The organism is Klebsiella sp. CN_Kp088 (assembly GCF_040064335.1).
Lineage (GTDB): Bacteria > Pseudomonadota > Gammaproteobacteria > Enterobacterales > Enterobacteriaceae > Klebsiella > Klebsiella aerogenes.
Map to the genome: position 1 here is coordinate 18,014 of NZ_JBEAIQ010000025.1, position 25,899 is coordinate 43,912.

Sequence of the window (25,899 nt, forward strand, 5' to 3'; positions counted from 1 at the left end):
CGTTAATTTGGCGGATGCAAAATCAGCGTTCGCCTTTATAATTCACAGCCCGGTAAGCGTTAGCGCCTCCGGGCTCATTATTTTTAGAAGGTACTCACCGTGCTCAACAAACTTTCTCGTCTGCTGGATGAAGCGGGTATTTCGCTCACCGATCACCAGAAAAACCAGCTGGTGGCGTATGTCGGGCTGCTGGATAAGTGGAACAAAGCCTATAACCTGACCTCTGTTCGCGATCCTAACGAGATGCTGGTTCGCCATATCCTCGATAGCATTATCGTTGCGCCATATCTACAGGGCTCCCGCTTTATCGATGTGGGAACCGGCCCGGGCCTGCCGGGTATTCCGCTGGCTATCGTGCGCCCGGAATCTCATTTCACATTACTGGATAGCCTTGGCAAGCGTGTGCGCTTCCTGCGCCAGGTCCAGCATGAGCTAAAACTGGATAACATCACCCCCGTGCAGAGCCGTGTGGAAGCGTTTCCCGCCGAGCCGCCGTTTGATGGCGTCATTAGCCGCGCTTTTGCTTCGCTGAACGACATGGTGAGCTGGTGCCACCACCTGCCGGCGGCAGATGGGCATTTCTACGCGTTGAAAGGGCAGGCGCAGGAAAGTGAAATGGCAGACCTGCCAGAAGGTTACCAGGTTTGCGACGTGATTAAACTGCATGTACCCCAGTTGGAAGGGGAGAGACATTTGGTGGTCATTAAGCCAAACGCCTTATAATTTTTATCAAAAAATGTGGAAAAAATGTGGCCTGCGCATGTTACAAAAATCAAAGTTACCTGCGGGTATTATCTGGCCACTTTTAACCTTGTTTTTACTATGGCTTTTCTAGTGTTTAACTTTAGCGTGGTGGTTTACTGGCAGAATAGTCAACTTTGAAAATATCAGGGTGCTAAAAATCGATGAACTGTCAGTTCATATTGATGTTAAATTTTTATTATAAATGTCAATAAAAGGTTTTTATTGTATGTGGGGTTGTTTTACAAAAAGACCTCACTTTTTATCTTGAATATCAAAAAGATGAAAACTTACTGATTCTGTACAGATTTAATTCGATTGCGCCGAAAATGTTTATTATGTGATCTGATGCACGCTTTAATGGCCGCGTTTTCTCATTATTTGCACTTCTGGTTGATCCCTCACTGATTGACGAAATGCATGAAAAATTGCCGCTCAGAAAATAATTAAACATTTATTCACTATTTTGCTACTTAATGTTTGAAATCACGTGTTGTCACCGTATAATTTGTCCGCTTTTTGACGCTTGACTCTTGGTCTTAAAGAACGTTTTATACGACACGCGGCATACCTCGAAGGGAGCAGGAGTAAAAACGTGATGTCTATGTCGCTCGTGAGTCGAAACGTTGCTCGAAAGCTTCTGTTTATTCAGTTACTGGCAGTAATAGCAAGTGGACTGCTGTTCAGCCTCAAAGACCCCTTCTGGGGCATCTCCGCCATATGCGGAGGTTTGGCAGTTGTTTTGCCAAACGCGTTGTTTATGATTTTTGCCTGGCGCCATCAGGCGCATACACCAGCACAAGGCCGAGTGGCCTGGACCTTCGCCTTCGGTGAAGCATTCAAGGTGTTGCTGACCTTCGCCCTACTGGCGATGGCGCTGGCGGTTTTTGAAGTGGTATTTTTGCCGCTGATAGTGACGTGGGTTTTGGTGCTGGTGGTACAAATTCTGGCTCCAGCTGTAATTAACAACAAAGGGTAAAAGGCATCATGGCTTCAGAAAATATGACGCCGCAGGATTACATAGGACACCATCTGAACAACCTTCAGTTGGACCTACGTACATTCTCGCTGGTGGATCCGCACAACCCCCCAGCCACCTTCTGGACGCTCAATATTGACTCCATGTTTTTCTCGGTGGTTCTCGGTCTGCTGTTCCTTGCCATGTTCCGTAGCGTTGCTAAGAGAGCGACCAGCGGCGTACCAGGGAAATTCCAAACCTTCATCGAAATGATCATCGGCTTCGTCCATGGCAGCGTCAAAGACATGTACCATGGCAAGAGCAAGGTCATCGCGCCGCTGGCGCTTACCGTGTTCGTCTGGGTATTCCTGATGAACCTGATGGACCTGCTGCCAATCGACCTGATTCCTTATATCGGCGAACACATTTTCGGCCTGCCTGCACTGCGCGTGGTTCCGTCTGCTGACGTGAACATCACCCTGTCAATGGCGCTTGGCGTGTTCATCCTGATTATTTTCTACAGCATCAAAATGAAAGGCGTTGGTGGGTTCGTTAAAGAACTGACCATGCAGCCGTTCAATCACTGGGCGTTCATTCCTGTCAACTTAATCCTTGAAGGGGTAAGCCTGCTGTCCAAACCGGTTTCTCTCGGTCTGCGACTGTTCGGCAACATGTATGCCGGTGAGCTGATTTTCATTCTGATTGCTGGTCTGTTGCCGTGGTGGTCACAGTGGATTCTGAATGTGCCTTGGGCCATTTTCCACATCCTGATTATTACGCTGCAAGCCTTCATCTTCATGGTTCTGACGATTGTCTATCTGTCGATGGCATCCGAAGAGCATTGATTTTTACCAACACTACTACGTTTTAACTGAAACAAACTGGAGACTGTCATGGAAAACCTGAATATGGATCTGCTGTACATGGCTGCCGCTGTGATGATGGGTCTGGCGGCAATCGGTGCTGCGATCGGTATCGGCATCCTCGGGGGTAAATTCCTGGAAGGCGCAGCGCGTCAACCGGATCTGATTCCTCTGCTGCGTACTCAGTTCTTTATCGTTATGGGTCTGGTGGATGCTATCCCGATGATCGCTGTAGGTCTGGGTCTGTACGTGATGTTTGCTGTCGCGTAGTAAGTTGTTCGAAAGAAACCTAAGCCACAGAGTTAATTTAAGAGGTATTGTGCTGTGAACATGAACGCAACAATCCTCGGCCAGGCCATCGCGTTTGTTATCTTCGTATGGTTCTGCATGAAGTACGTATGGCCGCCGTTAATGGCTGCCATCGAAAAGCGCCAGAAAGAAATTTCTGACGGTTTAGCTTCTGCAGAACGCGCTAAGAAAGATTTGGACCTTGCACAGGCCAACGCGACCGACCAGCTGAAAAAAGCGAAAGCGGAAGCCCAGGTAATCATCGAGCAAGCGAACAAGCGTCGCTCTCAGATTCTGGACGAAGCTAAAGCTGAAGCAGAACAGGAACGCACCAAAATCGTCGCACAGGCGCAGGCTGAAATCGATGCCGAACGTAAACGTGCTCGCGAAGAACTGCGTAAGCAGGTTGCTATCCTGGCTGTTGCTGGCGCCGAGAAGATCATCGAACGTTCCGTGGATGAAGCTGCTAACAGCGACATCGTGGATAAACTTGTCGCTGAACTGTAAGGAGGGAGGGGCTGATGTCTGAATTTGTAACGGTAGCTCGCCCCTACGCCAAAGCAGCTTTTGACTTTGCCGTCGAACACAAAAGTGTTGAACGCTGGCAGGATATGCTGGCGTTTGCCGCTGAAGTGACTAAAAACGAACAAATGGCAGAGCTTCTCTCCGGTGCCCTGGCGCCGGAAACGCTCTCAGATGCGTTTATCGCTATCTGCGGCGAGCAACTCGACGAAAATGGTCAGAACCTGATTCGGGTGATGGCTGAAAATGGTCGTTTGAAGGTGCTCCCGGATGTTCTTGAGCAGTTCATTCACCTGCGTGCGGCCAGCGAGGCCATCGCAGAGGTAGATGTTATTTCTGCCAACCAACTGAGTGAAGAACAGCTTGCGAAGATCTCCGGCGCGATGGAAAAGCGTCTGTCACGCAAAGTTAAGCTGAATTGCAAAATCGATAAGTCTGTTATGGCAGGAGTTATCATCCGTTCGGGTGATATGGTCATTGATGGTAGCGTACGCGGCCGTCTTGATCGCCTGGCAGACGTCTTGCAGTCTTAAGGGGACTGGAGCATGCAACTGAATTCCACCGAAATCAGCGAACTGATCAAGCAGCGCATTGCTCAGTTCAATGTTGTGAGTGAAGCTCACAACGAAGGTACTATTGTTTCTGTAAGTGACGGTGTTATCCGCATCCACGGCCTGGCCGATTGTATGCAGGGTGAAATGATCTCCCTGCCGGGTAACCGTTACGCTATCGCACTGAACCTGGAGCGCGACTCCGTTGGTGCGGTTGTGATGGGTCCGTATGCTGACCTCGCCGAAGGCATGAAGGTTAAGTGTACTGGCCGTATTCTGGAAGTTCCGGTCGGTCGTGGTCTGTTAGGCCGCGTAGTGAACACCCTGGGTGCGCCAATTGACGGTAAAGGTCCTGTTGAGCACGATGGTTTCTCGCCAATCGAAGTTATCGCTCCGGGCGTTATCGATCGTCAATCCGTAGACCAGCCGGTACAGACCGGTTACAAATCTGTTGATGCCATGATTCCAATCGGCCGTGGCCAGCGTGAGCTGATCATCGGTGACCGTCAGACCGGTAAAACCGCGATGGCAATCGATGCGATCATCAACCAGCGTGATTCCGGCATCAAATGCGTATACGTAGCTATCGGCCAGAAAGCGTCCACCATCTCTAACGTGGTGCGTAAACTGGAAGAGCACGGCGCGCTGTCCAACACTATCGTTGTTGTGGCGACCGCTTCTGAATCTGCTGCGCTGCAATACCTGGCGCCGTATGCCGGTTGCGCAATGGGCGAATACTTCCGCGACCGCGGTGAAGATGCGCTGATCGTTTACGATGACCTGTCTAAACAGGCTGTTGCTTACCGTCAGGTTTCCCTGCTGCTCCGTCGTCCGCCAGGACGTGAAGCATTCCCGGGCGACGTGTTCTACCTCCACTCCCGTCTGCTGGAGCGCGCATCCCGCGTTAACGCGGAATACGTTGAGAAGTTCACCAATGGTGAAGTTAAAGGTAAAACCGGCTCCCTGACTGCGCTGCCGATTATCGAGACGCAAGCGGGTGACGTTTCCGCATTCGTTCCGACCAACGTAATTTCCATTACCGATGGTCAGATCTTCCTGGAAACCAACCTGTTCAACTCCGGTATTCGTCCGGCGGTTAACCCGGGTATCTCCGTATCCCGTGTTGGTGGTGCTGCTCAGACCAAGATCATCAAGAAACTGTCCGGTGGTATCCGTACCGCGCTGGCGCAGTATCGTGAACTGGCTGCGTTCTCTCAGTTCGCATCCGATCTGGACGAAGCGACTCGTAAGCAGCTGAGCCACGGTCAGAAAGTGACCGAACTGCTGAAACAGAAACAGTATGCCCCTATGTCTGTAGCACAGCAGGGCCTGGTACTGTTCGCTGCTGAACGCGGTTACCTCGAAGATGTGGAACTGGCGAAAATCGGTAGCTTCGAAGCCGCTCTGCTGGCTTACGTTGACCGTGACCACGCTCCGCTGATGCAAGAGATTAACCAGACCGGTGGCTATAACGACGAGATCGAAGGCAAGCTGAAAGGCATCCTCGACTCCTTCAAAGCAACCCAGTCCTGGTAAAGTCTGGCGGCTTGCCTTAGGGCAGGCCGCAAGGCATTGAGGAGAAGCTCATGGCCGGCGCAAAAGAGATACGTAGTAAGATCGCAAGCGTCCAGAACACGCAAAAGATCACCAAAGCGATGGAGATGGTCGCCGCCTCCAAAATGCGTAAAACGCAGGATCGCATGGCGGCCAGCCGTCCATATGCAGATACTATGCGCAAAGTGATTGGTCACCTTGCGAACGGTAATCTGGAATATAAGCACCCATACCTGGAAGAACGCGACGTTAAACGCGTGGGCTACCTGGTGGTGTCGACCGACCGTGGTCTGTGCGGTGGCTTGAACATTAACCTGTTCAAAAAACTGCTGGCGGATATGAAAGCATGGTCCGATAAAGGCGTTCAGTGCGACCTCGCAATGATCGGCTCTAAAGGCGTGTCTTTCTTTAACTCCGTGGGCGGCAATATTGTGGCCCAGGTGACCGGTATGGGTGATAACCCGTCCCTGTCCGAACTGATCGGCCCGGTAAAAGTGATGTTGCAGGCCTACGATGAAGGCCGTCTGGACAAGCTTTACGTTGTCAGCAACAAATTTATTAACACCATGTCTCAGGCTCCGACCATCACTCAGCTGCTGCCGTTACCGGCTTCAGAAGATGATGATCTGAAACGTAAGTCCTGGGATTACCTGTATGAGCCCGATCCGAAAGCGCTGCTGGATACCCTCCTGCGTCGTTATGTGGAGTCTCAGGTTTATCAGGGCGTGGTAGAAAACCTGGCCAGCGAGCAGGCCGCCCGTATGGTGGCGATGAAAGCCGCGACCGATAATGGCGGCAGCCTGATTAAAGAGCTGCAGTTGGTATACAACAAAGCTCGTCAGGCCAGCATTACTCAGGAACTCACCGAGATCGTCTCGGGGGCCGCCGCGGTTTAACCAGGTTATTTCGTAGAGGATTTAAGATGGCTACTGGAAAGATTGTCCAGGTAATCGGCGCCGTGGTCGACGTCGAGTTCCCTCAGGATGCCGTACCACGCGTGTACGATGCCCTTGAGGTACAGAATGGTAATGAGAGCCTGGTGCTGGAAGTTCAGCAGCAGCTCGGCGGTGGCGTAGTTCGTGCTATCGCCATGGGTTCTTCCGACGGTCTGCGTCGTGGTCTGGAAGTTAAAGACCTCGAGCACCCGATCGAAGTCCCGGTAGGTAAAGCGACTCTGGGCCGTATCATGAACGTCCTGGGTCAGCCGATCGACATGAAAGGCGACATCGGCGAAGAAGAACGTTGGGCTATCCACCGCGCGGCGCCTTCCTATGAAGAGCTGTCCAGCTCTCAGGAACTGCTGGAAACCGGCATCAAAGTTATCGACTTGATGTGTCCGTTCGCTAAGGGCGGTAAAGTTGGTCTGTTCGGTGGTGCGGGTGTAGGTAAAACCGTAAACATGATGGAGCTGATTCGTAACATCGCGATCGAGCACTCCGGTTACTCCGTGTTTGCGGGCGTTGGTGAGCGTACTCGTGAGGGTAACGACTTCTACCACGAAATGACCGACTCCAACGTTCTGGATAAAGTATCCCTGGTTTACGGCCAGATGAACGAGCCGCCGGGAAACCGTCTGCGCGTTGCGCTGACCGGCCTGACCATGGCTGAGAAATTCCGTGACGAAGGTCGTGACGTTCTGCTGTTCGTCGATAACATCTATCGTTACACCCTGGCCGGTACTGAAGTATCTGCACTGCTGGGCCGTATGCCTTCAGCGGTAGGTTATCAGCCGACTCTGGCGGAAGAGATGGGCGTTCTGCAGGAACGTATCACCTCCACCAAAACCGGTTCTATCACCTCCGTTCAGGCGGTATACGTACCTGCGGATGACTTGACTGACCCATCCCCAGCAACCACCTTTGCGCACCTTGACGCAACCGTGGTACTGAGCCGTCAGATCGCGTCTCTGGGTATCTACCCGGCCGTTGACCCGCTGGATTCCACCAGCCGTCAGCTGGATCCGCTGGTTGTTGGTCAGGAACACTACGACACCGCGCGTGGCGTACAGTCCCTGCTGCAGCGTTATCAGGAACTGAAAGACATCATCGCCATCCTGGGTATGGATGAACTGTCTGAAGAAGATAAACTGGTGGTAGCTCGCGCTCGTAAGATCCAGCGCTTCCTGTCCCAGCCGTTCTTCGTAGCAGAAGTATTTACCGGTTCCCCGGGCAAATACGTTTCGCTGAAAGACACCATCCGTGGCTTTAAAGGCATCATGGAAGGCGAATACGATCACCTGCCGGAGCAGGCGTTCTACATGGTCGGTTCCATCGAAGAAGCCGTGGAAAAAGCCAAAAAACTTTAACGCCTTAATCGGAGGGTGATATGGCAATGACTTACCACCTGGATGTCGTCAGCGCAGAGAAACAGATGTTCTCTGGCCTGGTCGAGAAAATCCAGGTAACGGGTAGCGAAGGTGAGCTGGGTATTTTCCCGGGTCACGCGCCGCTGCTCACCGCCATTAAGCCTGGTATGATTCGCATCGTTAAACAGTTCGGTCACGAAGAGTTTATCTATCTGTCCGGCGGCATTCTTGAAGTGCAACCGGGCAACGTGATCGTTCTGGCCGATACGGCAATTCGTGGTCAGGATCTCGACGAAGCGCGAGCCCTGGAAGCGAAACGTAAAGCGGAAGAGCACATCAAGAGCTCTCACGGCGACGTGGATTACGCTCAGGCGTCCGCGGAACTGGCCAAAGCGATCGCTAAACTGCGCGTTATCGAATTGACCAAAAAAGCGATGTAACACCGGCTTGAAAGCTAAAAGCCAGTCTGGAAACAGACTGGCTTTTTTTATGCTTAATACGACAGCGGTGACGTCGGACAAAACACACTCCCCCTTAATTGTTATTGATTAGTTAAATGATGAAGCGTAGACTGATTTTTGTGATGCAAATCACAAAAAACACTGTCAAACCGCACCTGCAATCTGGAAATCATCATGAAACTGTTCCACAAAATCATCGCCAAATTTAGCGCCCTGAGCTTCTGATCGCCGCGCTACCGTCCTGCTTTCACGCACTATCGCTCATCAAAACGACAACACATGCGATGTGAAACAACGGAAAAGAGGTCACCAGAGAGTGGCCTCTTTGCTTTTTATGCCTCTCTTTAACCACTTTCCAGCCCAAACTCATTGACCTTTCCCGCCCGGGACAGGCTAAAATTCTGTCAGGTTATAAACTTACGGTTTATCAGCGACAACGGTAAACACTGCTTTATTCAGGTGACAAAAAAACAGCAAAAGCAGTGAGATAGAAGGCCATTCCCCTCACTATCATCGTTTTTCAGCGTTAAACTGTTTTACGATGGTTAAAAATAGCGCCCTAAAATGGTGTATAGCATTGAGCCTGGACGTTTTCTCCGCGTCTCGTTTCATGATGAAAAATATGTAGCAATTTCAACGTGAAAGGCTTTTACTTTTCGTTCTAACAGCTGTCAGGATGCGTATGTCAAACAGTGCGATGAGCGTGGTTATCCTTGCCGCAGGCAAAGGGACCCGCATGTATTCCGATCTTCCTAAGGTGCTGCATACTCTGGCCGGGAAGCCAATGGTTCAGCACGTCATTGATGCGGCTAAAGATTTAGGCGCTGCCGCGGTACACCTGGTGTACGGCCACGGCGGCGATCTGCTGCGTCAAACGCTGCATGAAGATAACCTCAACTGGGTGCTGCAAGCAGAGCAGCTCGGTACCGGCCATGCGATGCAGCAGGCGGCGCCGTTCTTCAGTGATGATGAAGATATCTTGATGCTCTATGGCGATGTGCCGCTGATTTCGGTTGAAACGCTACAGCGCCTGCGCGCCGCAAAACCGCAGGGCGGCATTGGCCTGTTGACGGTGAAGCTGGATGATCCAACCGGTTATGGGCGCATCACGCGTGAAAATGGCCAGGTGACAGGTATCGTTGAGCATAAAGACGCCAGCGAAGCTCAGCGCCAGATTCAGGAAATCAATACCGGGATTCTGGTTGCTAACGGCGCGGACCTGAAACGCTGGCTGGCGAAGCTCACCAACAATAACGCCCAGGGCGAATACTACATCACCGATATTATCGCGATGGCCCATCAGGAAGGTCATGAGATCGTTGCGGTGCATCCTCAGCGCCTGAGCGAAGTTGAAGGGGTGAACAATCGCCTGCAACTTGCGCGTCTGGAAAGAGTGTATCAGTCAGAGCAGGCGGAAAAACTGCTGTTGGCGGGCGTGATGCTGCGCGATCCGGCGCGTTTCGATCTGCGCGGCGTGCTGAAACACGGGCGCGATGTCGAAATTGATACTAACGTTATTCTGCAAGGTCATGTCGTGCTGGGCGATCGCGTGAAGATCGGCGCCGGCTGCGTCATCAAAGACAGCGTCATCGGTGACGACTGCGAAATCAGCCCGTATAGCGTGGTTGAAGATGCGCAGCTGCAGGCCGCCTGCACCATCGGCCCGTTTGCACGTCTGCGTCCGGGGGCTGAGCTGCTGGAAGGCGCTCACGTCGGCAACTTTGTCGAAATGAAGAAAGCGCGTCTGGGCAAAGGTTCGAAGGCAGGTCATCTCTCCTACCTCGGCGATGCTGAAATTGGCGACAACGTTAATATCGGCGCGGGTACTATCACCTGTAACTATGATGGCGCAAATAAGCATAAAACGATCATCGGCGATGATGTGTTTGTCGGTTCTGATACGCAACTGGTCGCGCCGGTCAGCGTCGGTAATGGCGTGACGATTGCCGCGGGCACCACCGTCACGCGTAATATAGCTGACAACGAACTGGTGCTAAGTCGCGTGCCGCAGGTCCACAAACAGGGCTGGCAGCGACCGGTGAAGAAAAAGTAGTGATTAGATTGTCGCCGGGTGAGAGATCGCCCGGCAAACCAGGATGAGAGGATCAATATAGGTCCCCGTCCGCAGGCAGTACCATAAAAATAACCCCACTCTCTACAAGGCTCGGGGCGCCCGTAAAGGGCAAATACAGGTCAGCGACAACGCATGGCATATCGCCATTATCAGGAAATTTAACTATGTGTGGAATTGTTGGCGCAGTCGCGCAGCGTGATATTGCTGAAATCCTTCTCGAAGGTTTACGTCGTCTGGAATACCGTGGCTATGACTCTGCCGGTCTGGCTGTGGTCGATAACGAAGGTCATATGACCCGCGTTCGTCGTCTCGGTAAAGTTCAGATGCTGGCTCAGGCGGTAGAAGAGCAACCGTTACACGGCGGTACCGGGATTGCCCATACCCGCTGGGCGACGCACGGCGAGCCGTCTGAGAGCAATGCGCATCCGCATGTTTCTGAACATATTGCGGTGGTCCATAACGGGATCATCGAGAACCATGAGCCGCTGCGCGCCCTGCTGCAGTCTCGCGGTTATGTCTTCGTCTCTGAAACCGATACCGAAGTTATCGCGCATCTGGTGCACTGGGAGCTGGAACAGGGCGGCACTTTGCGTGAAGCCGTACTGCGTGCAATCCCGCAGCTGCGTGGCGCCTATGGTACGGTGATCATGGATACCCGCGATCCGGGGACGCTGCTGGCGGCACGCTCAGGCAGCCCGCTGGTTATTGGCCTGGGCATGGGCGAAAACTTTATCGCTTCTGACCAGCTGGCGCTGCTGCCGGTGACCCGCCGCTTTATCTTCCTCGAAGAGGGCGATATTGCCGAAGTTACCCGTCGTACGGTGGTGATTTTCGATAAATCCGGCGCGGAAGTGAATCGCCAGGAGATCGAATCTAATCTGCAGTATGACGCCGGTGATAAGGGGATTTATCGCCACTATATGCAGAAAGAGATTTACGAGCAGCCGAACGCGATTAAGAACACCCTGACCGGGCGCATCAGCCATGGCGAGGTCGATCTCAGCGAGCTGGGGCCGAATGCCAACGCGCTGCTGTCGCAGGTTGAGCATATCCAGATTGTTGCCTGCGGAACCTCGTATAACTCCGGGATGGTCTCCCGTTACTGGTTCGAAGCGTTAGCCGGTGTGCCGTGTGATGTCGAGATTGCTTCGGAATTCCGCTACCGCAAATCCGCGGTGCGTCGCAACAGCCTGATGATCACCCTCTCCCAGTCCGGTGAGACGGCGGATACCCTGGCGGCGCTGCGTCTCTCTAAAGAGCTTGGCTATCTGGGGTCGTTGGCTATCTGCAACGTTCCGGGCTCCTCGCTGGTGCGCGAGTCTGACCTGGCGTTGATGACCAAAGCCGGTACCGAAATCGGCGTGGCATCGACCAAAGCCTTTACCACTCAGCTGACCGTGCTGTTGATGCTGGTGGCGAAACTGGCGCGTCTCAAGGGCCAGGATGCGGCTATCGAGCAGGATATCGTGCATGGCCTGCAGGCGCTGCCGAACCGTATCGAGCAGATGCTGTCGCAGGATAAGCGCATCGAACAGCTGGCGGAACGTTTCTCCGATAAGCATCACGCGCTGTTCCTTGGCCGCGGCGATCAGTTCCCGATCGCGCTGGAAGGGGCGCTGAAGCTGAAAGAGATCTCCTACATTCATGCTGAAGCTTATGCGGCGGGCGAGCTGAAACACGGCCCGCTGGCGCTGATTGATGCCGAAATGCCGGTCATCGTTGTGGCGCCGAACAACGAACTGTTGGAAAAACTGAAATCCAATATTGAAGAAGTTCGCGCCCGCGGCGGTGAACTGTACGTCTTCGCCGATGGAGACGCCGGTTTCAGCGGCAGCGACAACATGCACATCATCGAGATGCCACATGTCGAAGAGGTGATTGCGCCGATCTTCTACACCGTGCCGCTGCAGCTGCTGGCTTATCACGTTGCGCTGATCAAAGGCACCGACGTTGACCAGCCGCGTAACCTGGCGAAATCGGTGACCGTAGAGTAATCAGGCTGTACGGACCGACACTCTTGTGAGTGACGCTATAATCCGGTATTTCTGCAAAGGGATGCCGGATTTTTTATATTGTCACAGTCTATTTTTGATTTTATTTTAATACTATTCACAAAATAGGAATTGTCCTGTTTTCTTGTTTTTTCTCTGTTTTCTTATAGGAAGTGTTTACATACGCGAGTGTGTCGTATAGTTTTTATACTAAAAGCCAATGCAAGGAATGCTATGAGTTCTCTCTTCTCTAATTCAGAAAATAAGTTATTAAATTATGACTTTTCTCGCTGGATGGGTAATACATCTGGCTCTGACTTTGATTTCCGCGCTCTAGGTTCTGCATTAGATTGCACCCGTGATTTTAATCAAGTAGGTATCATATTTAATGATGGAAGAATGAGTTATCTCGTCCGGGCTTCCCGTTGTTATGCTAACCCATCGCGAAATCAGATAACCCATGTAATAGTCACAAAACTTAATCGTAGAGATACATACTCTTCTGAGCAAAGTATTAAGAAATCTATATCTGAGCCGTCATTAAGTTCGGAAATATCGTCAACAGCACTATCTTGTGGCGGTGCTCTGTTAACTGCGGGTGTTTTTATTATCGGTACTGGTGCTACTGCAGTTACTGCTGGTGCATCAAGCGCATTTGCGATATTAGGGTATGCAGGTGCGGTGGCAACAACTGCGCAATGTATCAATGGTGTGATAAGGCTATGGGATATTGAGTTCAATAATTCTGCGTTAACAGGTTGGTTGGATTCGGAAGATTGGTATACATCAACGTCAACGGCGTTGGATGTCATCTCTCTTGCTTCTGCTGCTGGTGCATTGCTTGATGTTTTAAAAACTTATAAAAGTATGAAAGCGATTTCTTCTTTAGAAGCCAAAAAGTGGCTTAAAGCATGGCCGAGGCAGGATCGGGCTCGTTTAACCGAGTTAATTATAAAAACACAAAATCCGGGTATTTCTAATAAAGAAATAAAAGCATTGATTCGGGCTGGAGTTTATCCTAAACGTTACCCTATTGAGCCGATCCAGAAAGAGCTTAAAAAACAACTCATTAGTGCATTATCGAGTATGACTGCTTTTTCGGGAAGTGCGGTGAGTGGAGTCATTGGTTCACCTGGGAGCCTTAAAAAAACTGGTGATTACGTAATAGGGACAATTCAATCGTTTGCGATTCTAAAATGAAAAACTTATGTGGTAATAATTTCTTAGCGCTTCTCAAGCATGGTGTGGAAATCGATCAACTTATCAAGCGAAGAGATAGAGATGAGATCGCGCAGCATACAACAACAGATATGATGAGTTTGTCTCATGGGCAACGCTTATCACCTTCTCCGCTAGTTCCTGCTTGTATTTATTTGATATTAATTGTTATTTTTTCAGTTAATGCGGCTTTTATATTGCAGAGTCTCCAACTTACTCCGCCCCGTTTTCTGGCTTTCTACTTTCCGCTGCTATTAGGGGTTATTGTTATAACCAGCTTAGCTGCAGGGTTAGTAGGTCGAGGTCATGCTGTTGGATTACGTATTTTTATGTACCTATATCTCGCCAATTTGTTTATTTTTTGTCTAGTCCTGGCGCTTGCCGTCATCGAAGATGAAGCTATTGCTGCCAATAAGGTCATTCTTTTTATGTGTGAGATAGCCGTACTCTGGTTAGGCCGTAGATTGATGAATGGAACGGCTTTTACACTGTTTACGCTTTATCGCCGTACGATCAGGCTTGCTATGGTTGCCCAACATCTCAACGTTGCCAGATGATTTTACGCTATCCATAATGATGTAATAAAAGCCAAATCTTCCTGTCATATGACCAAAAGATAAAAATGTAATTAATTGATATTATTAATTTTATTTTAGGTTTTCTTACTTTCTCCTGGTGTGTCATAAAACTGTCATAATTCGTACATTTTACTGTCACCTGTTTGTCCTATTTTGCTCACCATAGCTTCGAAACAACGGTTTACGAATCCCAGCAGGAGACATTATGAACGTTATGCGTACCACCGTCGCAACAGTTGTCGCCGCGACCTTATCGATGAGCGCTTTCTCTGCTTTCGCAGCAGCAAGCCTGACTGGCGCAGGTGCAACTTTCCCTGCTCCGGTGTATGCCAAATGGGCTGATACCTATCAGAAAGAAACGGGCAATAAAGTTAACTACCAGGGTATCGGTTCCTCTGGCGGCGTTAAACAGATTATTGCCAACACCGTGGATTTCGGTGCTTCTGATGCTCCTCTGGCTGATGACAAACTGGCGCAGGAAGGCCTGTTCCAGTTCCCGACCGTCATCGGCGGCGTGGTACTGGCGGTTAACCTGCCGGGCGTTAAATCCGGCGAGCTGGTGCTCGATGGTAAAACCCTCGGCGACATCTATCTGGGCAAAATCAAAAAATGGGATGACGAAGCGATCGCTAAACTCAACCCTGGCCTGAAACTGCCGGCTCAGAACATCGCAGTGGTTCGCCGCGCGGATGGTTCCGGTACTTCCTTCGTCTTCACCAGCTATCTGGCGAAAGTGAACGAAGAGTGGAAATCTAAAATTGGCTCAGGCTCTACCGTAAACTGGCCAACCGGCCTGGGCGGTAAAGGCAACGACGGGATCGCAGCCTTCGTTCAGCGTCTGCCGGGCGCTATCGGCTACGTCGAGTATGCTTACGCTAAGCAGAATAACCTGGCCTACACCAAACTGCTGTCCGCTGACGGCAAACCGGTCAGCCCGACGGAAGATAACTTCGCTAATGCGGCGAAAGGTATCGACTGGAGCAAGTCCTTCGCTCAGGACCTGACTAACCAGAAAGGTGAAAATGCATGGCCGATCACCTCAACCACTTTCATCCTCGTCCACAAGGCCTCCAATAAGCCGGAGAATACCGCGGAAGTGCTGAAGTTCTTCGACTGGGCATATAAAAACGGCGGCAAAGAAGCGAATGCGCTGGATTACGCCAGCCTGCCGGACAGCGTGGTTGAGCAGGTTCGCGCCGCATGGAAAACCAACGTGAAAGACAGCAGCGGTAAAGCGCTGTACTAATACCCGCGGAATGTCGAGCTGCCGGCTAGCTTCCTGCAGCTCGAATTATTTCGGGTATAGCATTACCTTTGCCCGTAAGCTCAGTAAAATGCTGGCTTTTTGGGCCCGAACTTAAAGAGTAACCTATGGCTGCAACCAAGCCGGCATTCAACCCTCCGGGGAAAAAGGGTGACATGATCTTCAGCGCGCTGGTGAAACTGGCTGCGCTGATTGTGCTATTGATGCTGGGTGGCATCATCGTTTCCCTCATCATCTCTTCATGGCCAAGTATTCAGAAATTTGGCTTTTCCTTTTTGTGGACCAAAGAGTGGGATGCGCCGAATGAAATCTTCGGTGCGCTGGTACCGATTTACGGGACTCTGGTTACCTCAATTATCGCGTTGTTGATCGCCGTTCCGGTGAGCTTCGGCATCGCGCTGTTCCTGACTGAACTCTCCCCGGCCTGGCTAAAACGCCCGCTGGGTATCGCTATTGAGCTGCTGGCGGCGATCCCGAGTATCGTATACGGCATGTGGGGCCTGTTTATTTTTGCTCCGCTGTTTGCGACTTACTTCCAGGAACCAGTCGGCAACGTCCTTTCGACGATCCCGTTTGTCGGCGCGCTGTTTGCCGGCCCGGCGTTCGGTATCGGCATCCTGGCGGCCGGCGTCATTCTGGCCATCATGATCATTCCTTATATCGCCGCCGTAATGCGTGACGTCTTCGAGCAGACGCCGGTGATGATGAAAGAGTCCGCATATGGGATCGGCTGCACCACGTGGGAGGTAATTTGGCGCATCGTGCTGCCGTTCACCAAAAACGGGGTGATTGGCGGCGTCATGCTCGGCCTGGGCCGCGCGCTGGGTGAAACCATGGCCGTCACCTTTATTATCGGTAACACCTATCAGCTCGACAGCGCTTCACTGTATATGCCGGGCAACAGTATTACCTCGGCGCTGGCCAATGAATTCGCGGAAGCGGAAAGCGGCCTGCACGTAGCGGCGCTGATGGAACTGGGTCTGATCCTGTTCGTTATCACCTTTATCGTTCTGGCCGCGTCGAAGTTCATGATTATGCGTCTCGCTAAGAACGAGGGGGCACGCTAATGGCAACGATCGAATTGCAAACCACCGCCGCGCTGGCGGAATCCCGTCGCAAGATGCAGGCTAAGCGCCGCCTGAAGAACCGCATCGCCCTGACCCTGTCGATGGCGACCATGGCGTTTGGCCTCTTCTGGCTTATCTGGATCCTGATGTCGACCATTACGCGTGGCATCGACGGCATGAGTCTGGCGCTGTTTACCGAAATGACGCCGCCGCCGAATACCGCGGGCGGCGGTCTGGCGAACGCCCTGGCGGGTAGCGGCCTGCTGATCCTGTGGGCGACCGTTTTTGGTACGCCGCTTGGCATCATGGCCGGTATCTATCTGGCGGAGTACGGCAGAAAGTCGGTACTGGCGGAAATCATCCGCTTTATTAACGATATTCTGCTTTCCGCGCCATCTATCGTCGTGGGGCTGTTCGTCTACACCATCGTGGTGGCGCAGATGCAGCACTTCTCCGGCTGGGCGGGCGTTATCGCGCTGGCGCTGCTGCAGGTGCCAATCGTGATTCGTACCACTGAAAACATGCTGAAGCTGGTGCCGGATAGCCTGCGTGAAGCAGCCTATGCGCTGGGGACGCCGAAATGGAAGATGATTTCCGCGATCACCCTTAAGGCGTCGGTATCCGGCATTATGACCGGTATCCTGCTGGCCATTGCCCGTATCGCCGGGGAGACGGCGCCGCTGCTGTTCACCGCGCTCTCCAACCAGTTCTGGAGCACCGATATGATGCAGCCGATCGCCAACCTGCCGGTGACCATTTTTAAATTTGCCATGAGTCCGTTCGCGGAATGGCAGCAACTGGCATGGGCCGGGGTATTGATTATCACCCTGTGCGTCTTGCTGCTGAATATTCTGGCGCGCGTTGTCTTCGCGAAGAAGAAACACGGTTAATTTTTGCGGCGCGGCTTAAGCGGCGCCGAATGAGGAAGAGATTGAGATGAGTATGGTGAACGCGAATCCGGGTAAAATTTCAGTTCGTGACCTGAACTTCTACTACGGCAAATTCCATGCCCTGAAGAACATAAACCTGGATATCGCTAAGAACCAGGTGACGGCGTTTATCGGCCCGTCAGGCTGCGGTAAATCCACTCTGCTGCGTACGTTCAACAAGATGTTTGAGCTGTACCCGGAGCAGCGTGCAGAAGGCGAAATTCTGCTGGATGGCGACAATATTCTCACCAATACCCAGGATATCGCGCTGCTGCGCGCGAAAGTAGGGATGGTATTCCAGAAGCCGACTCCGTTCCCGATGTCTATCTACGACAACATCGCCTTCGGCGTGCGTCTGTTCGAGAAGCTGTCGCGCGCCGATATGGACGAGCGCGTACAGTGGGCGTTGACCAAAGCCGCATTATGGAATGAAACCAAAGATAAACTGCACCAGAGCGGGTATTCTCTCTCCGGTGGTCAGCAGCAGCGTCTGTGTATCGCCCGCGGTATCGCGATTCGCCCGGAAGTGCTGCTGCTCGATGAACCTTGCTCAGCGCTGGACCCGATCTCCACCGGGCGCATCGAGGAACTTATCACCGAGCTGAAGCAGGATTACACCGTCGTTATCGTTACCCACAACATGCAGCAGGCTGCGCGTTGTTCCGACCATACGGCATTTATGTATCTCGGCGAGCTGATTGAATTCAGCAACACGGACGATCTGTTTACCAAGCCCGCTAAGAAGCAAACTGAAGATTATATTACTGGCCGCTACGGTTGATTGCCCTTCTGCTTTCAGGTGCTAACCCGATGGGCAATCAGGAGACATCATGGATAACTTAAATCTTAATAAACATATTTCCGGCCAGTTCAACGCCGAACTGGAGTACATTCGCACCCAGGTAATGACCATGGGTGGGCTGGTGGAGCAACAGCTTTCTGATGCGATCACCGCGATGCACAATCAGGACAGCGATCTGGCGAAGCGCGTAATCGATGGCGACAAGCAGGTCAATATGATGGAAGTGGCGATCGACGAGGCCTGCGTGCGCATCATCGCTAAACGTCAGCCGACCGCCAGCGACCTGCGACTGGTGATGGCGATCATCAAGACTATCGCCGAGCTGGAACGTATTGGCGACGTGGCGGATAAAATCTGCCGCACCGCGCTGGAGAAGTTTTCCCAGCAGCACCAGCCGCTGCTGGTGAGCCTGGAGTCGCTAGGCCGCCATACCGTACAGATGCTGCATGATGTGCTGGATGCCTTTGCGCGTATGGATCTTGATGAAGCGGTACGTATCTATCGCGAAGACAAGAAAGTCGATCAGGAATATGAAGGCATCGTGCGTCAACTGATGACCTATATGATGGAAGATTCACGTACTATTCCTAGCGTTCTGACCGCGCTGTTCTGCGCGCGCTCCATCGAGCGTATCGGCGATCGCTGCCAGAATATCTGCGAATATATTTTCTACTTCGTTAAAGGCCAGGATTTCCGTCACGTAGGCGGCGACGAACTGGATAAACTACTCGCGGGTAAAGATCCGAAAGAGTAAAAATCATGGTGGCCGATTCTGGTAAAGGAAATTATCAGAATCGACTATGATTTTGCGCATCTCTGAAATATTGCTGCGATTATCGTCACAATTAATACTCTGGCTATTTGAGTTTTAAATTTTCTCGCGTAACAATCCTTCTCACTGACTGAGCGCTGAAGCTCAGATGGTTAAAATGGATTGTTACTGCGACAGCAGGCAAAACCTGATATTGCCCCAGACGGCGATGTCAGGTTTTTTTGTTTTAGACGCTGAATGGTTTGCTGATAAGGGTTGCTACCGCAATGAGCGGGCAAAACCTGAAGAGGATTATCTGTTAATGCAGATGGTCTCCTTCAGGTTTTTTTTTGCCACTTATTCGGCATGAAAATAAAAGCTGCAGTTACGTGGAATGGTATTAATGCAGTTTATTAAAAACATAACGCTATTTATTCGTTACGTGTTTCATTTACGCCAATGCTTATATAAGGGATTATTATGATTAGAAGAAATATGATCGCTTCGGCGATGGTTTTGCTGGCGCCGCTTTGTTATTCAACAAATCTTATTGCCGGACAGCTTACGGTTGAACAACGATTGGAGCTTCTGGAAAAAGCGCTTCAGGACACGCAAAAAGAACTCAAGAAATATCAGGATCAGGAGAAAAAAAGAAACCAGGTTTGGGCCGCCTGGTCGCAACCGGTAAATAGCCAGAAGAGCCAGAGTGCGAAAGCGCCTACGGCGACCCAAGCGGCCGTTAAGCCAGACGCGGTACTGGTCAAAAATGAACAGCCGGCGCAGGGCGGTGAGCCAGCCTATAGCGCCATGACGCTGAAAGATTTTAGTAAATTCGTGAAAGATGAAATTGGCTTTAGCTATAACGGCTATTACCGTTCTGGCTGGGGAACTGCCTCGCACGGCTCGCCAAAATCGTGGGCCATCGGCTCGCTTGGCCGTTTGGGTAACGAGTATTCCGGCTGGTTTGATTTACAGCTTAAACAGCGCGTTTTTCAGGAAGGCGACAAACGTGTGGACGCCATCGTGATGCTCGATGGCAACGTGGGTCAGCAATATTCTGCTGGCTGGTTTGGCGACAACGCCGGCGGCGAAAACTACCTTCAGTTCTCGGATATGTACGTCAACACCAAAGGCTTTTTGCCGTTTGCCCAGGAAGCGGATTTTTGGGTCGGTAAGCACGGTGCGCCGAAAATCGAGATCCAGATGCTGGACTGGAAAACACAAAGAACCGATGCGGCAGCTGGCGTAGGGCTTGAAAACTGGAAAGTGGGCGCCGGTAAATTTGATATCGCGCTGGTGCGCGAAGATATTGATGATTACGACCGCTCTTTGACTAATAAGCAGCAAATTAATACCAATACCCTGGATGTGCGTTACAAAGATATTCCGCTGTGGGACAAAGCCTCGCTGATGGTCAGCGGGCGCTATGTCGCCGCCAATCAAAGCTCATCAGAGAAATATAAAGAGGGGAATGAAGGTTACTACCAATGGAAAGATACCTGGATGGTGGGAACCTCGTTAACGCAGAAATTTGATAACGGCGGCTTTAACGAATTTTCATTATTACTGGCGAACAACTCCATTGCCAGCAGCTTCTCGCGCTATGCCGGTTCGAGCCCGTATACCACCAACAATGGGCGCTATTATGGCGATCATACCAACGGCACCGCCGTGCGCTTAACCTCGCAGGGGGAAACCTATTTGCGTGATGATGTCATTATGGCGAATGCAATCGTCTACTCATTTGGTAATGACGTCTATAGCTACGAAACCGGCGCCCATTCAGATTTTGAATCTATTCGCGCCGTGGTTCGCCCGGCATATATCTGGAATAAATATAATCAGACCGGCGTTGAGTTGGGCTACTTCAAACAGCAGAACAAAGATGTGACGGGAAAGAAATATAACGAATCCGGTTATAAGACCACCTTATTCCATACCTTCAAAGTTAATACCAGTATGCTGACCTCGCGCCCGGAAATCCGTTTTTATGCGACTTATATTAAAGCCGAAGATATCGACCTGGATAAGGCCGCTAACAATACCACCGCGGTTTTTGAAGATGGCAAGAACGACCAATTCGCACTCGGCGCGCAGGCCGAAATTTGGTGGTAAGGCCGCAAGCGCCTGCTCATAAAAACGTAAAAAGGAATCAAGATGAAACGACATGCAATCTACTTCACCCTGGCGCTGGCTGGCGCCACATTTACGGCACACGCCGCACCACTGCCGACGGTGCCTGATGCCGCCATTCCAGTTAGCCAATATATTACTCAGGTGAATACGGATAACAGCGTGACTTTCCGGTTATTTGCCCCCGATGCCAGGCGCGTTTCCGTCGTCACGGGGTCGACGCCGGATACCTTTGTCTCTCATGACATGACCAAAGACAGCCAGGGCGTATGGACGTGGAAAAGCTATCGCCTGGCCGCCAATCTTTATGAGTACTACTTTGATGTTGACGGTTTTCGTTCCGTCGATACCGGCAGCCGTTATCAGAAGCCGCAGCGCCAGGTGAATACCAGCCTGATCCTGGTGCCCGGCAGCATTCTTGACGATCGGGCGGTCCCGCACGGCGATCTGCGTACCGTCACCTACCATTCGACGGCGCTTAAGTCAGAACGCCGCGTCTATGTCTGGACGCCACCGGGCTATAACGGCAGCGGCGAGCCTTTGCCGGTGCTCTATTTCTACCACGGTTTTGGTGATAGCGGTCTGTCGGCCATCGACCAGGGACGCATCCCGCAAATGATGGATAACCTGCTGGCGGAGGGCAAAATCAAGCCGATGCTGGTGGTGGTGCCGGATACCGAAACCGATATTCCTCAAGCGATCGCGGAAAACTTCCCGCCGCAGGAGCGGCGTAAAAACTTCTATCCACTGAATGCGAAAGCCGCAGACAACGAATTGATGCATGACATCATTCCGCTGATCGATTCCCGATTTAACGTGCGTAAAGATGCCGACGGCCGGGCGCTGGCGGGGCTGTCACAGGGCGGTTATCAGGCGCTGGTGTCCGGGATGAATCATCTTGAGAATTTCGGTTGGCTTGCCACCTTTAGCGGGGTTACGACAACCACGGTTCCCGATGCTGGGGTGGAGGCGCAGTTGAATAACCCTGACGCCATCAATAAGCAACTGCGTAACTTTACGCTGGTGGTTGGCGAAAAAGACTCCGTCACTGGCAAAGATATTGCCGGCCTGAAAAGTGAACTGGAAAAGCAGAAGATCAAATTTGATTACCACTCTTATCCCGGCCTGAACCATGAAATGGACGTCTGGCGTCCGGCCTATGCCGAGTTTGTGCAAAAGCTCTTTAAATAACCGTCAGGGGGCATGGCGCCCCCTGTCTCAACCAGTAAAGGAAGATGAGATGAAATTGATTGTGACGGAAGATTATGAAGAGATGAGCCTGGTCGCCTGCCATCATCTTTTAGGCTATATCACGGTGCCGCGACGGATGAATCTGGCGGTGACGGCGGGGAGTACGCCGAAGCGTATGTATGAGCATTTAGTGGCCGCCATCAAAGGAAAATCATTCTATGATCGGGTTCACTATTACAACTTTGATGAGATACCTTTTCGCGGCCAGCAGCGTGAAGGGGTGACGATTTCCAACCTGCGCCAGCTGTTTTTTACTCCAGCGCAAATCAAAGAAGAGAACATCCATAAATTGACGCTGGAGAACGCGGCTCAACACGATCGCCGCCTCGAAGAGGCCGGCGGTCTTGACCTGGTCGTGCTGGGGCTGGGTGCCGACGGCCATTTTTGCGGCAACCTGCCGAACACTACACGTTTTCATGATGAGACGGTCGAAGTACCGATACAGGGGGAGCTGATTGGCATTGTCGCGAACGGCGAAATGGGGGGCGATTTCAATGTGGTGCCGGATAGCTATGTCACCATGGGGCCGAAAAGCGTGATGGCGGCAAAAAACCTGCTGCTGATTGTCAGCGGCGCGGCAAAGGCGCAAGCGCTAAAGCAGGTGGTGGAAGGCCCGGTCAGCGAACTGGTGCCGGCCTCTGTACTCAAGTTGCACCCTTCGTTGGTGATTATTGCGGATAAAGCGGCTGCGGCGGAATTGCAGCACTAAAAAGCCGCTGGCCAGCGGGGCTACCGTTGTGACCAACCGTAGCCCGACCGAGCGTAGTGACGTCGGGTCTTAACGAGTAATATCCCAGCCACGCGCTCTCCACAATGCCGGCAGCTCAGCTAAATCGGTAAAGGTCGTTACTTTCGGATGATCGATCGGTTGGTTGTGCGGGTCGGCGCAGAAGTAAAAGACTTCCATACCCGCGGCAATTCCTGATTGGGCTCCCGCGCTGGAATCATCGACCAGAATACAGTTTTCGACTTGTACCTGCATGGCCTCTGCCGCATGGAACATCAGCGCCGGGTCGGGTTTCCAGCGCTGAATGTCGTAACCGCTGTACAGCCGGTCTGGGAAGTGGTGCAGCATCTGCGTTCTACCGAGCGAATGCTGCATTTTACTGACCGGGCCATTCGACACCACGCACATGGGGATCTTCACCGCGTCCAGCAGCGCAGCGGCGCCGGGGATGACCTCCAGCTCGCTATCGAACAGACGGGCGACTTCGGCGCGATACACCGGCTCCAGAGTCTCTTTCTGCAGGTTAACGCCATATTCAGCGTTGATGGTGTCGATAATCTCGTACAGCTTAACGCCCTTGAAGCGCTTAAAAATTTCGGCTAAATCCAGCGTAATACCGAATTCCTGAAACATGTGAACATAGGCGCGTGAGCAAATCACCTCGCTATCGACCAGCGTGCCGTCACAATCGAAAAATACTGCTTGTGGTTGGGTCATACTCTTTCCAGTTTAACAAGTTTAACGTTTTCGTAATGCTCAATGCCGCGACGCAATCGTTGCCGTATAAGCAAAATAAATGAAAAAAATTACCATACAACCGCGCCTGGTGCCGTAATTTGGTATAGGATAGCCTCGAATTTTCCCTCCTTTACGTTCGGAAACCGATAATGAGTCAACAACCAACCAGCCAGTCTTCTGGCCAGGGTCTGCTGGAGCGCGTATTTAAACTGCGCGAGCACGGCACCACGGTGCGCACTGAAGCGATCGCCGGTTTCACCACGTTCCTGACGATGGTCTACATCGTCTTCGTGAACCCACAAATTCTTGGCGTGGCGGGTATGGATACCAGCGCTGTCTTTGTGACCACCTGTCTGATCGCTGCCTTCGGCAGCATTCTGATGGGTCTGTTCGCGAATCTGCCGGTGGCGCTGGCGCCAGCGATGGGTCTGAATGCCTTCTTTGCCTTCGTGGTAGTTCAGGCGATGGGCCTGCCGTGGCAGGTGGGTATGGGCGCGATTTTCTGGGGCGCCGTTGGCCTGCTGCTGCTGACCCTCTTCCGCGTACGCTACTGGATGATTGCCAATATCCCGGTGAGCCTGCGCGTGGGTATCACCAGCGGTATCGGGCTGTTTATCGGCATGATGGGCCTGAAGAACGCCGGCGTTATCGTGGCGAACCAGGACACGTTGGTCAGCATCGGCAACCTGACTTCCCACAGCGTGCTGCTGGGCGTGCTCGGATTCTTTATTATCGCTATCCTGGCATCGCGTAATATTCATGCCGCCGTGCTGGTCTCCATCGTCGTCACCACCCTGTTGGGCTGGATGCTCGGCGATGTGCACTATACCGGCATCGTCTCCGCGCCGCCGAGCGTGACCTCGGTTGTGGGTCAGGTCGATCTGGCCGGTTCGCTGAACCTTGGCCTGGCGGGCGTGATCTTCTCGTTCATGCTGGTTAACCTGTTCGACTCCTCCGGCACCCTGATTGGCGTCACCGATAAAGCCGGGCTGGCAGATGCGCAGGGTAAATTCCCACGCATGAAGCAGGCGTTGTTCGTCGATAGCGTGTCGTCTGTTGCCGGCTCCTTTATTGGCACCTCTTCGGTTACGGCCTATATCGAATCCTCCTCCGGCGTTTCGGTTGGCGGGCGTACTGGCCTGACCGCCGTTGTCGTAGGTATCCTGTTCCTGCTGGTCATCTTCCTGTCGCCGCTGGCGGGGATGGTTCCGGCCTATGCCGCCGCTGGGGCGCTGATTTACGTTGGCGTGCTGATGACCTCAAGCCTGGCGCGCGTGAAGTGGGATGACCTGACGGAAGCGGTACCGGCGTTTATCACCGCGGTGATGATGCCGTTCAGCTTCTCGATCACCGAAGGTATCGCCCTGGGCTTTATTTCCTACTGCGTGATGAAGATTGGTACCGGCCGTCTGCGTGAACTCAGCCCGTGCGTGATCATCGTTTCGCTGCTGTTCGTGCTGAAAATTGTCTTTATCGATGCGCATTGATCCGCACGCATGATGAAATGGCCCGGCATCGCTGCCGGGCTTTTTTTTATGCTTTAACCCGCTGAATATAATCGCCAAAGGCGGTCAACTGGCCGCGCAGATGGTCCAGTGTGCTCTGATCGACCACTTCACCCGCCTGCGGATCGACTTTGTTCTGAATCACACCGCCCATAAATTCCGGCTTGTTCATGACCATCGCATCGAGGAAGACCAGAATCTGGCGTAGATGATACTGGCAGCGGGCCCCGCCGATGGCGCCCATGGAGCTGGTCTGGATCAGCACCGGCTTACCGGCCAGCGGCTGTTCCGGCAGACGCGAGAGCCAGTCGATAGCGTTCTTCAGACCGCCGGGTACCGAGTAGTTATATTCCGGAGTAACGATCACCACGCCATCCGCTTCGCGGATTTGTTTCGCGATCGCCTGCACGCTCTGCGGGAACCCCTCTTCCTGTTGGATATCGGCATCGTACAGCGGGATATCGCCGATCGACGGCAGCGCGGAGATTTCCATGCCCGCAGGCGCAATGCCCGGCAGCGTGCGCGCAACCATGGCATTAAAAGAACCTTTGCGTAGACTTCCGAGTAACGTAACAACTTTCAACGTATCAGACATGAGTGCTCCTTTGCATCATGATGGCCGGCTAAA

Annotated in this window: 26 protein-coding genes; 24 read left to right on the forward strand and 2 right to left on the reverse strand. The window is 52.3% G+C overall.

All coding sequences use genetic code 11. The features are described from left to right. Window positions 1–99 precede the first annotated feature (99 nt). The 23 genes from rsmG (at window position 100) to ABLV08_RS15575 (ending at window position 23,010) form a co-directional block, all read left to right on the forward strand. The gene (gene rsmG, locus ABLV08_RS15465; protein WP_015369001.1) at window positions 100–723 is read left to right on the forward strand and encodes a 16S rRNA (guanine(527)-N(7))-methyltransferase RsmG; all 624 of its coding nucleotides are present in this window, start codon (window positions 100–102) and stop codon (window positions 721–723) included. Window positions 724–1,339: 616 nt separating this feature from the next. Then, window positions 1,340–1,720: a F0F1 ATP synthase subunit I gene (atpI, locus tag ABLV08_RS15470; protein WP_015703918.1), complete on the forward strand. Its 381-nt coding sequence runs from the start codon at window positions 1,340–1,342 to the stop codon at window positions 1,718–1,720. Window positions 1,721–1,728: 8 nt separating this feature from the next. Beyond that, complete coding sequence (gene atpB, locus ABLV08_RS15475) at window positions 1,729–2,544, forward strand: F0F1 ATP synthase subunit A (RefSeq protein WP_015369004.1); 816 nt, start codon at window positions 1,729–1,731, stop codon at window positions 2,542–2,544. Between the two features lie 48 nt (window positions 2,545–2,592). Continuing rightward, entirely contained in the window at window positions 2,593–2,832 is a 240-nt protein-coding gene (gene atpE, locus ABLV08_RS15480) for a F0F1 ATP synthase subunit C (RefSeq protein ID WP_000429386.1), read from the forward strand. Between the two features lie 54 nt (window positions 2,833–2,886). Next, window positions 2,887–3,357 (forward strand): F0F1 ATP synthase subunit B, encoded by a 471-nt coding sequence (atpF, locus tag ABLV08_RS15485; protein WP_004107293.1) that lies wholly within the window; start codon window positions 2,887–2,889, stop codon window positions 3,355–3,357. Between the two features lie 14 nt (window positions 3,358–3,371). Then, a complete protein-coding gene (atpH, locus tag ABLV08_RS15490) occupies window positions 3,372–3,905 on the forward strand; it encodes a F0F1 ATP synthase subunit delta (RefSeq protein WP_015369005.1) in 534 nt (177 codons plus the stop codon). Window positions 3,906–3,917: 12 nt separating this feature from the next. After that, window positions 3,918–5,459, forward strand: coding sequence for a F0F1 ATP synthase subunit alpha (gene atpA / locus ABLV08_RS15495; protein WP_015369006.1), 1,542 nt, complete (start codon window positions 3,918–3,920; stop codon window positions 5,457–5,459). A 50-nt stretch (window positions 5,460–5,509) separates the two neighbouring features. Beyond that, window positions 5,510–6,373 carry a F0F1 ATP synthase subunit gamma gene (gene atpG, locus ABLV08_RS15500; RefSeq protein ID WP_015369007.1) on the forward strand — a complete coding sequence of 288 codons (864 nt, stop codon included), beginning with the start codon at window positions 5,510–5,512 and terminating at the stop codon, window positions 6,371–6,373. A 26-nt stretch (window positions 6,374–6,399) separates the two neighbouring features. Next, window positions 6,400–7,782, forward strand: coding sequence for a F0F1 ATP synthase subunit beta (gene atpD, locus ABLV08_RS15505; RefSeq protein WP_015369008.1), 1,383 nt, complete (start codon window positions 6,400–6,402; stop codon window positions 7,780–7,782). Window positions 7,783–7,802: 20 nt separating this feature from the next. Next, window positions 7,803–8,222 carry a F0F1 ATP synthase subunit epsilon gene (locus ABLV08_RS15510; RefSeq protein ID WP_015703917.1) on the forward strand — a complete coding sequence of 140 codons (420 nt, stop codon included), beginning with the start codon at window positions 7,803–7,805 and terminating at the stop codon, window positions 8,220–8,222. Between the two features lie 703 nt (window positions 8,223–8,925). Then, a complete protein-coding gene (gene glmU, locus ABLV08_RS15515; RefSeq protein WP_047036359.1) occupies window positions 8,926–10,296 on the forward strand; it encodes a bifunctional UDP-N-acetylglucosamine diphosphorylase/glucosamine-1-phosphate N-acetyltransferase GlmU in 1,371 nt (456 codons plus the stop codon). Window positions 10,297–10,481: 185 nt separating this feature from the next. Continuing rightward, window positions 10,482–12,311 carry a glutamine--fructose-6-phosphate transaminase (isomerizing) gene (gene glmS, locus ABLV08_RS15520; protein ID WP_047058298.1) on the forward strand — a complete coding sequence of 610 codons (1,830 nt, stop codon included), beginning with the start codon at window positions 10,482–10,484 and terminating at the stop codon, window positions 12,309–12,311. A gap of 231 nt (window positions 12,312–12,542) precedes the next feature. Further along, window positions 12,543–13,508, forward strand: coding sequence for a hypothetical protein (locus ABLV08_RS15525; protein WP_348856011.1), 966 nt, complete (start codon window positions 12,543–12,545; stop codon window positions 13,506–13,508). After that, window positions 13,505–14,083, forward strand: a complete 579-nt coding sequence (locus ABLV08_RS15530; protein ID WP_348856012.1) for a hypothetical protein — start codon at window positions 13,505–13,507, stop codon at window positions 14,081–14,083. Before ABLV08_RS15525 ends, ABLV08_RS15530 begins: the two co-directional genes overlap by 4 nt. Window positions 14,084–14,309: 226 nt before the next feature. Continuing rightward, the gene (gene pstS, locus ABLV08_RS15535; protein ID WP_032712997.1) at window positions 14,310–15,350 is read left to right on the forward strand and encodes a phosphate ABC transporter substrate-binding protein PstS; all 1,041 of its coding nucleotides are present in this window, start codon (window positions 14,310–14,312) and stop codon (window positions 15,348–15,350) included. A 125-nt stretch (window positions 15,351–15,475) separates the two neighbouring features. Then, window positions 15,476–16,435 carry a phosphate ABC transporter permease PstC gene (gene pstC / locus ABLV08_RS15540; protein WP_015703914.1) on the forward strand — a complete coding sequence of 320 codons (960 nt, stop codon included), beginning with the start codon at window positions 15,476–15,478 and terminating at the stop codon, window positions 16,433–16,435. Next, complete coding sequence (gene pstA / locus ABLV08_RS15545) at window positions 16,435–17,325, forward strand: phosphate ABC transporter permease PstA (protein ID WP_015369014.1); 891 nt, start codon at window positions 16,435–16,437, stop codon at window positions 17,323–17,325. The genes pstC and pstA overlap by 1 nt, the downstream gene beginning before the upstream one ends. A 46-nt stretch (window positions 17,326–17,371) precedes the next feature. Beyond that, window positions 17,372–18,145 (forward strand): phosphate ABC transporter ATP-binding protein PstB, encoded by a 774-nt coding sequence (gene pstB, locus ABLV08_RS15550; protein WP_015369015.1) that lies wholly within the window; start codon window positions 17,372–17,374, stop codon window positions 18,143–18,145. A gap of 49 nt (window positions 18,146–18,194) precedes the next feature. Further along, window positions 18,195–18,920 carry a phosphate signaling complex protein PhoU gene (phoU, locus tag ABLV08_RS15555; protein ID WP_004145007.1) on the forward strand — a complete coding sequence of 242 codons (726 nt, stop codon included), beginning with the start codon at window positions 18,195–18,197 and terminating at the stop codon, window positions 18,918–18,920. 166 nt (window positions 18,921–19,086) lie between these two features. Continuing rightward, window positions 19,087–19,287, forward strand: a complete 201-nt coding sequence (locus tag ABLV08_RS15560) for a hypothetical protein (protein ID WP_015703913.1) — start codon at window positions 19,087–19,089, stop codon at window positions 19,285–19,287. Between the two features lie 110 nt (window positions 19,288–19,397). Further along, window positions 19,398–21,032 carry a carbohydrate porin gene (locus tag ABLV08_RS15565; RefSeq protein WP_348856013.1) on the forward strand — a complete coding sequence of 545 codons (1,635 nt, stop codon included), beginning with the start codon at window positions 19,398–19,400 and terminating at the stop codon, window positions 21,030–21,032. Between the two features lie 42 nt (window positions 21,033–21,074). Beyond that, window positions 21,075–22,241: an alpha/beta hydrolase-fold protein gene (locus ABLV08_RS15570; RefSeq protein WP_348856014.1), complete on the forward strand. Its 1,167-nt coding sequence runs from the start codon at window positions 21,075–21,077 to the stop codon at window positions 22,239–22,241. A gap of 49 nt (window positions 22,242–22,290) precedes the next feature. Next, a complete protein-coding gene (locus ABLV08_RS15575; RefSeq protein WP_032713000.1) occupies window positions 22,291–23,010 on the forward strand; it encodes a glucosamine-6-phosphate deaminase in 720 nt (239 codons plus the stop codon). Window positions 23,011–23,079: 69 nt separating this feature from the next. On the opposite strand, the gene yieH is transcribed toward ABLV08_RS15575, so the two are convergent. Then, a complete protein-coding gene (gene yieH, locus ABLV08_RS15580; protein WP_032713001.1) occupies window positions 23,080–23,745 on the reverse strand; it encodes a 6-phosphogluconate phosphatase in 666 nt (221 codons plus the stop codon). A gap of 170 nt (window positions 23,746–23,915) precedes the next feature. Here yieH and ABLV08_RS15585 point away from each other — a divergent pair, with 170 nt between their 5' ends. Next, window positions 23,916–25,253, forward strand: coding sequence for an NCS2 family permease (locus ABLV08_RS15585; protein WP_015369021.1), 1,338 nt, complete (start codon window positions 23,916–23,918; stop codon window positions 25,251–25,253). A gap of 46 nt (window positions 25,254–25,299) precedes the next feature. Here the strand turns inward: ABLV08_RS15585 and ABLV08_RS15590 are convergent, their stop codons facing one another. Then, the gene (locus ABLV08_RS15590) at window positions 25,300–25,866 is read right to left on the reverse strand and encodes an NADPH-dependent FMN reductase (RefSeq protein ID WP_015369022.1); all 567 of its coding nucleotides are present in this window, start codon (window positions 25,864–25,866) and stop codon (window positions 25,300–25,302) included. Window positions 25,867–25,899: the final 33 nt, after the last annotated feature.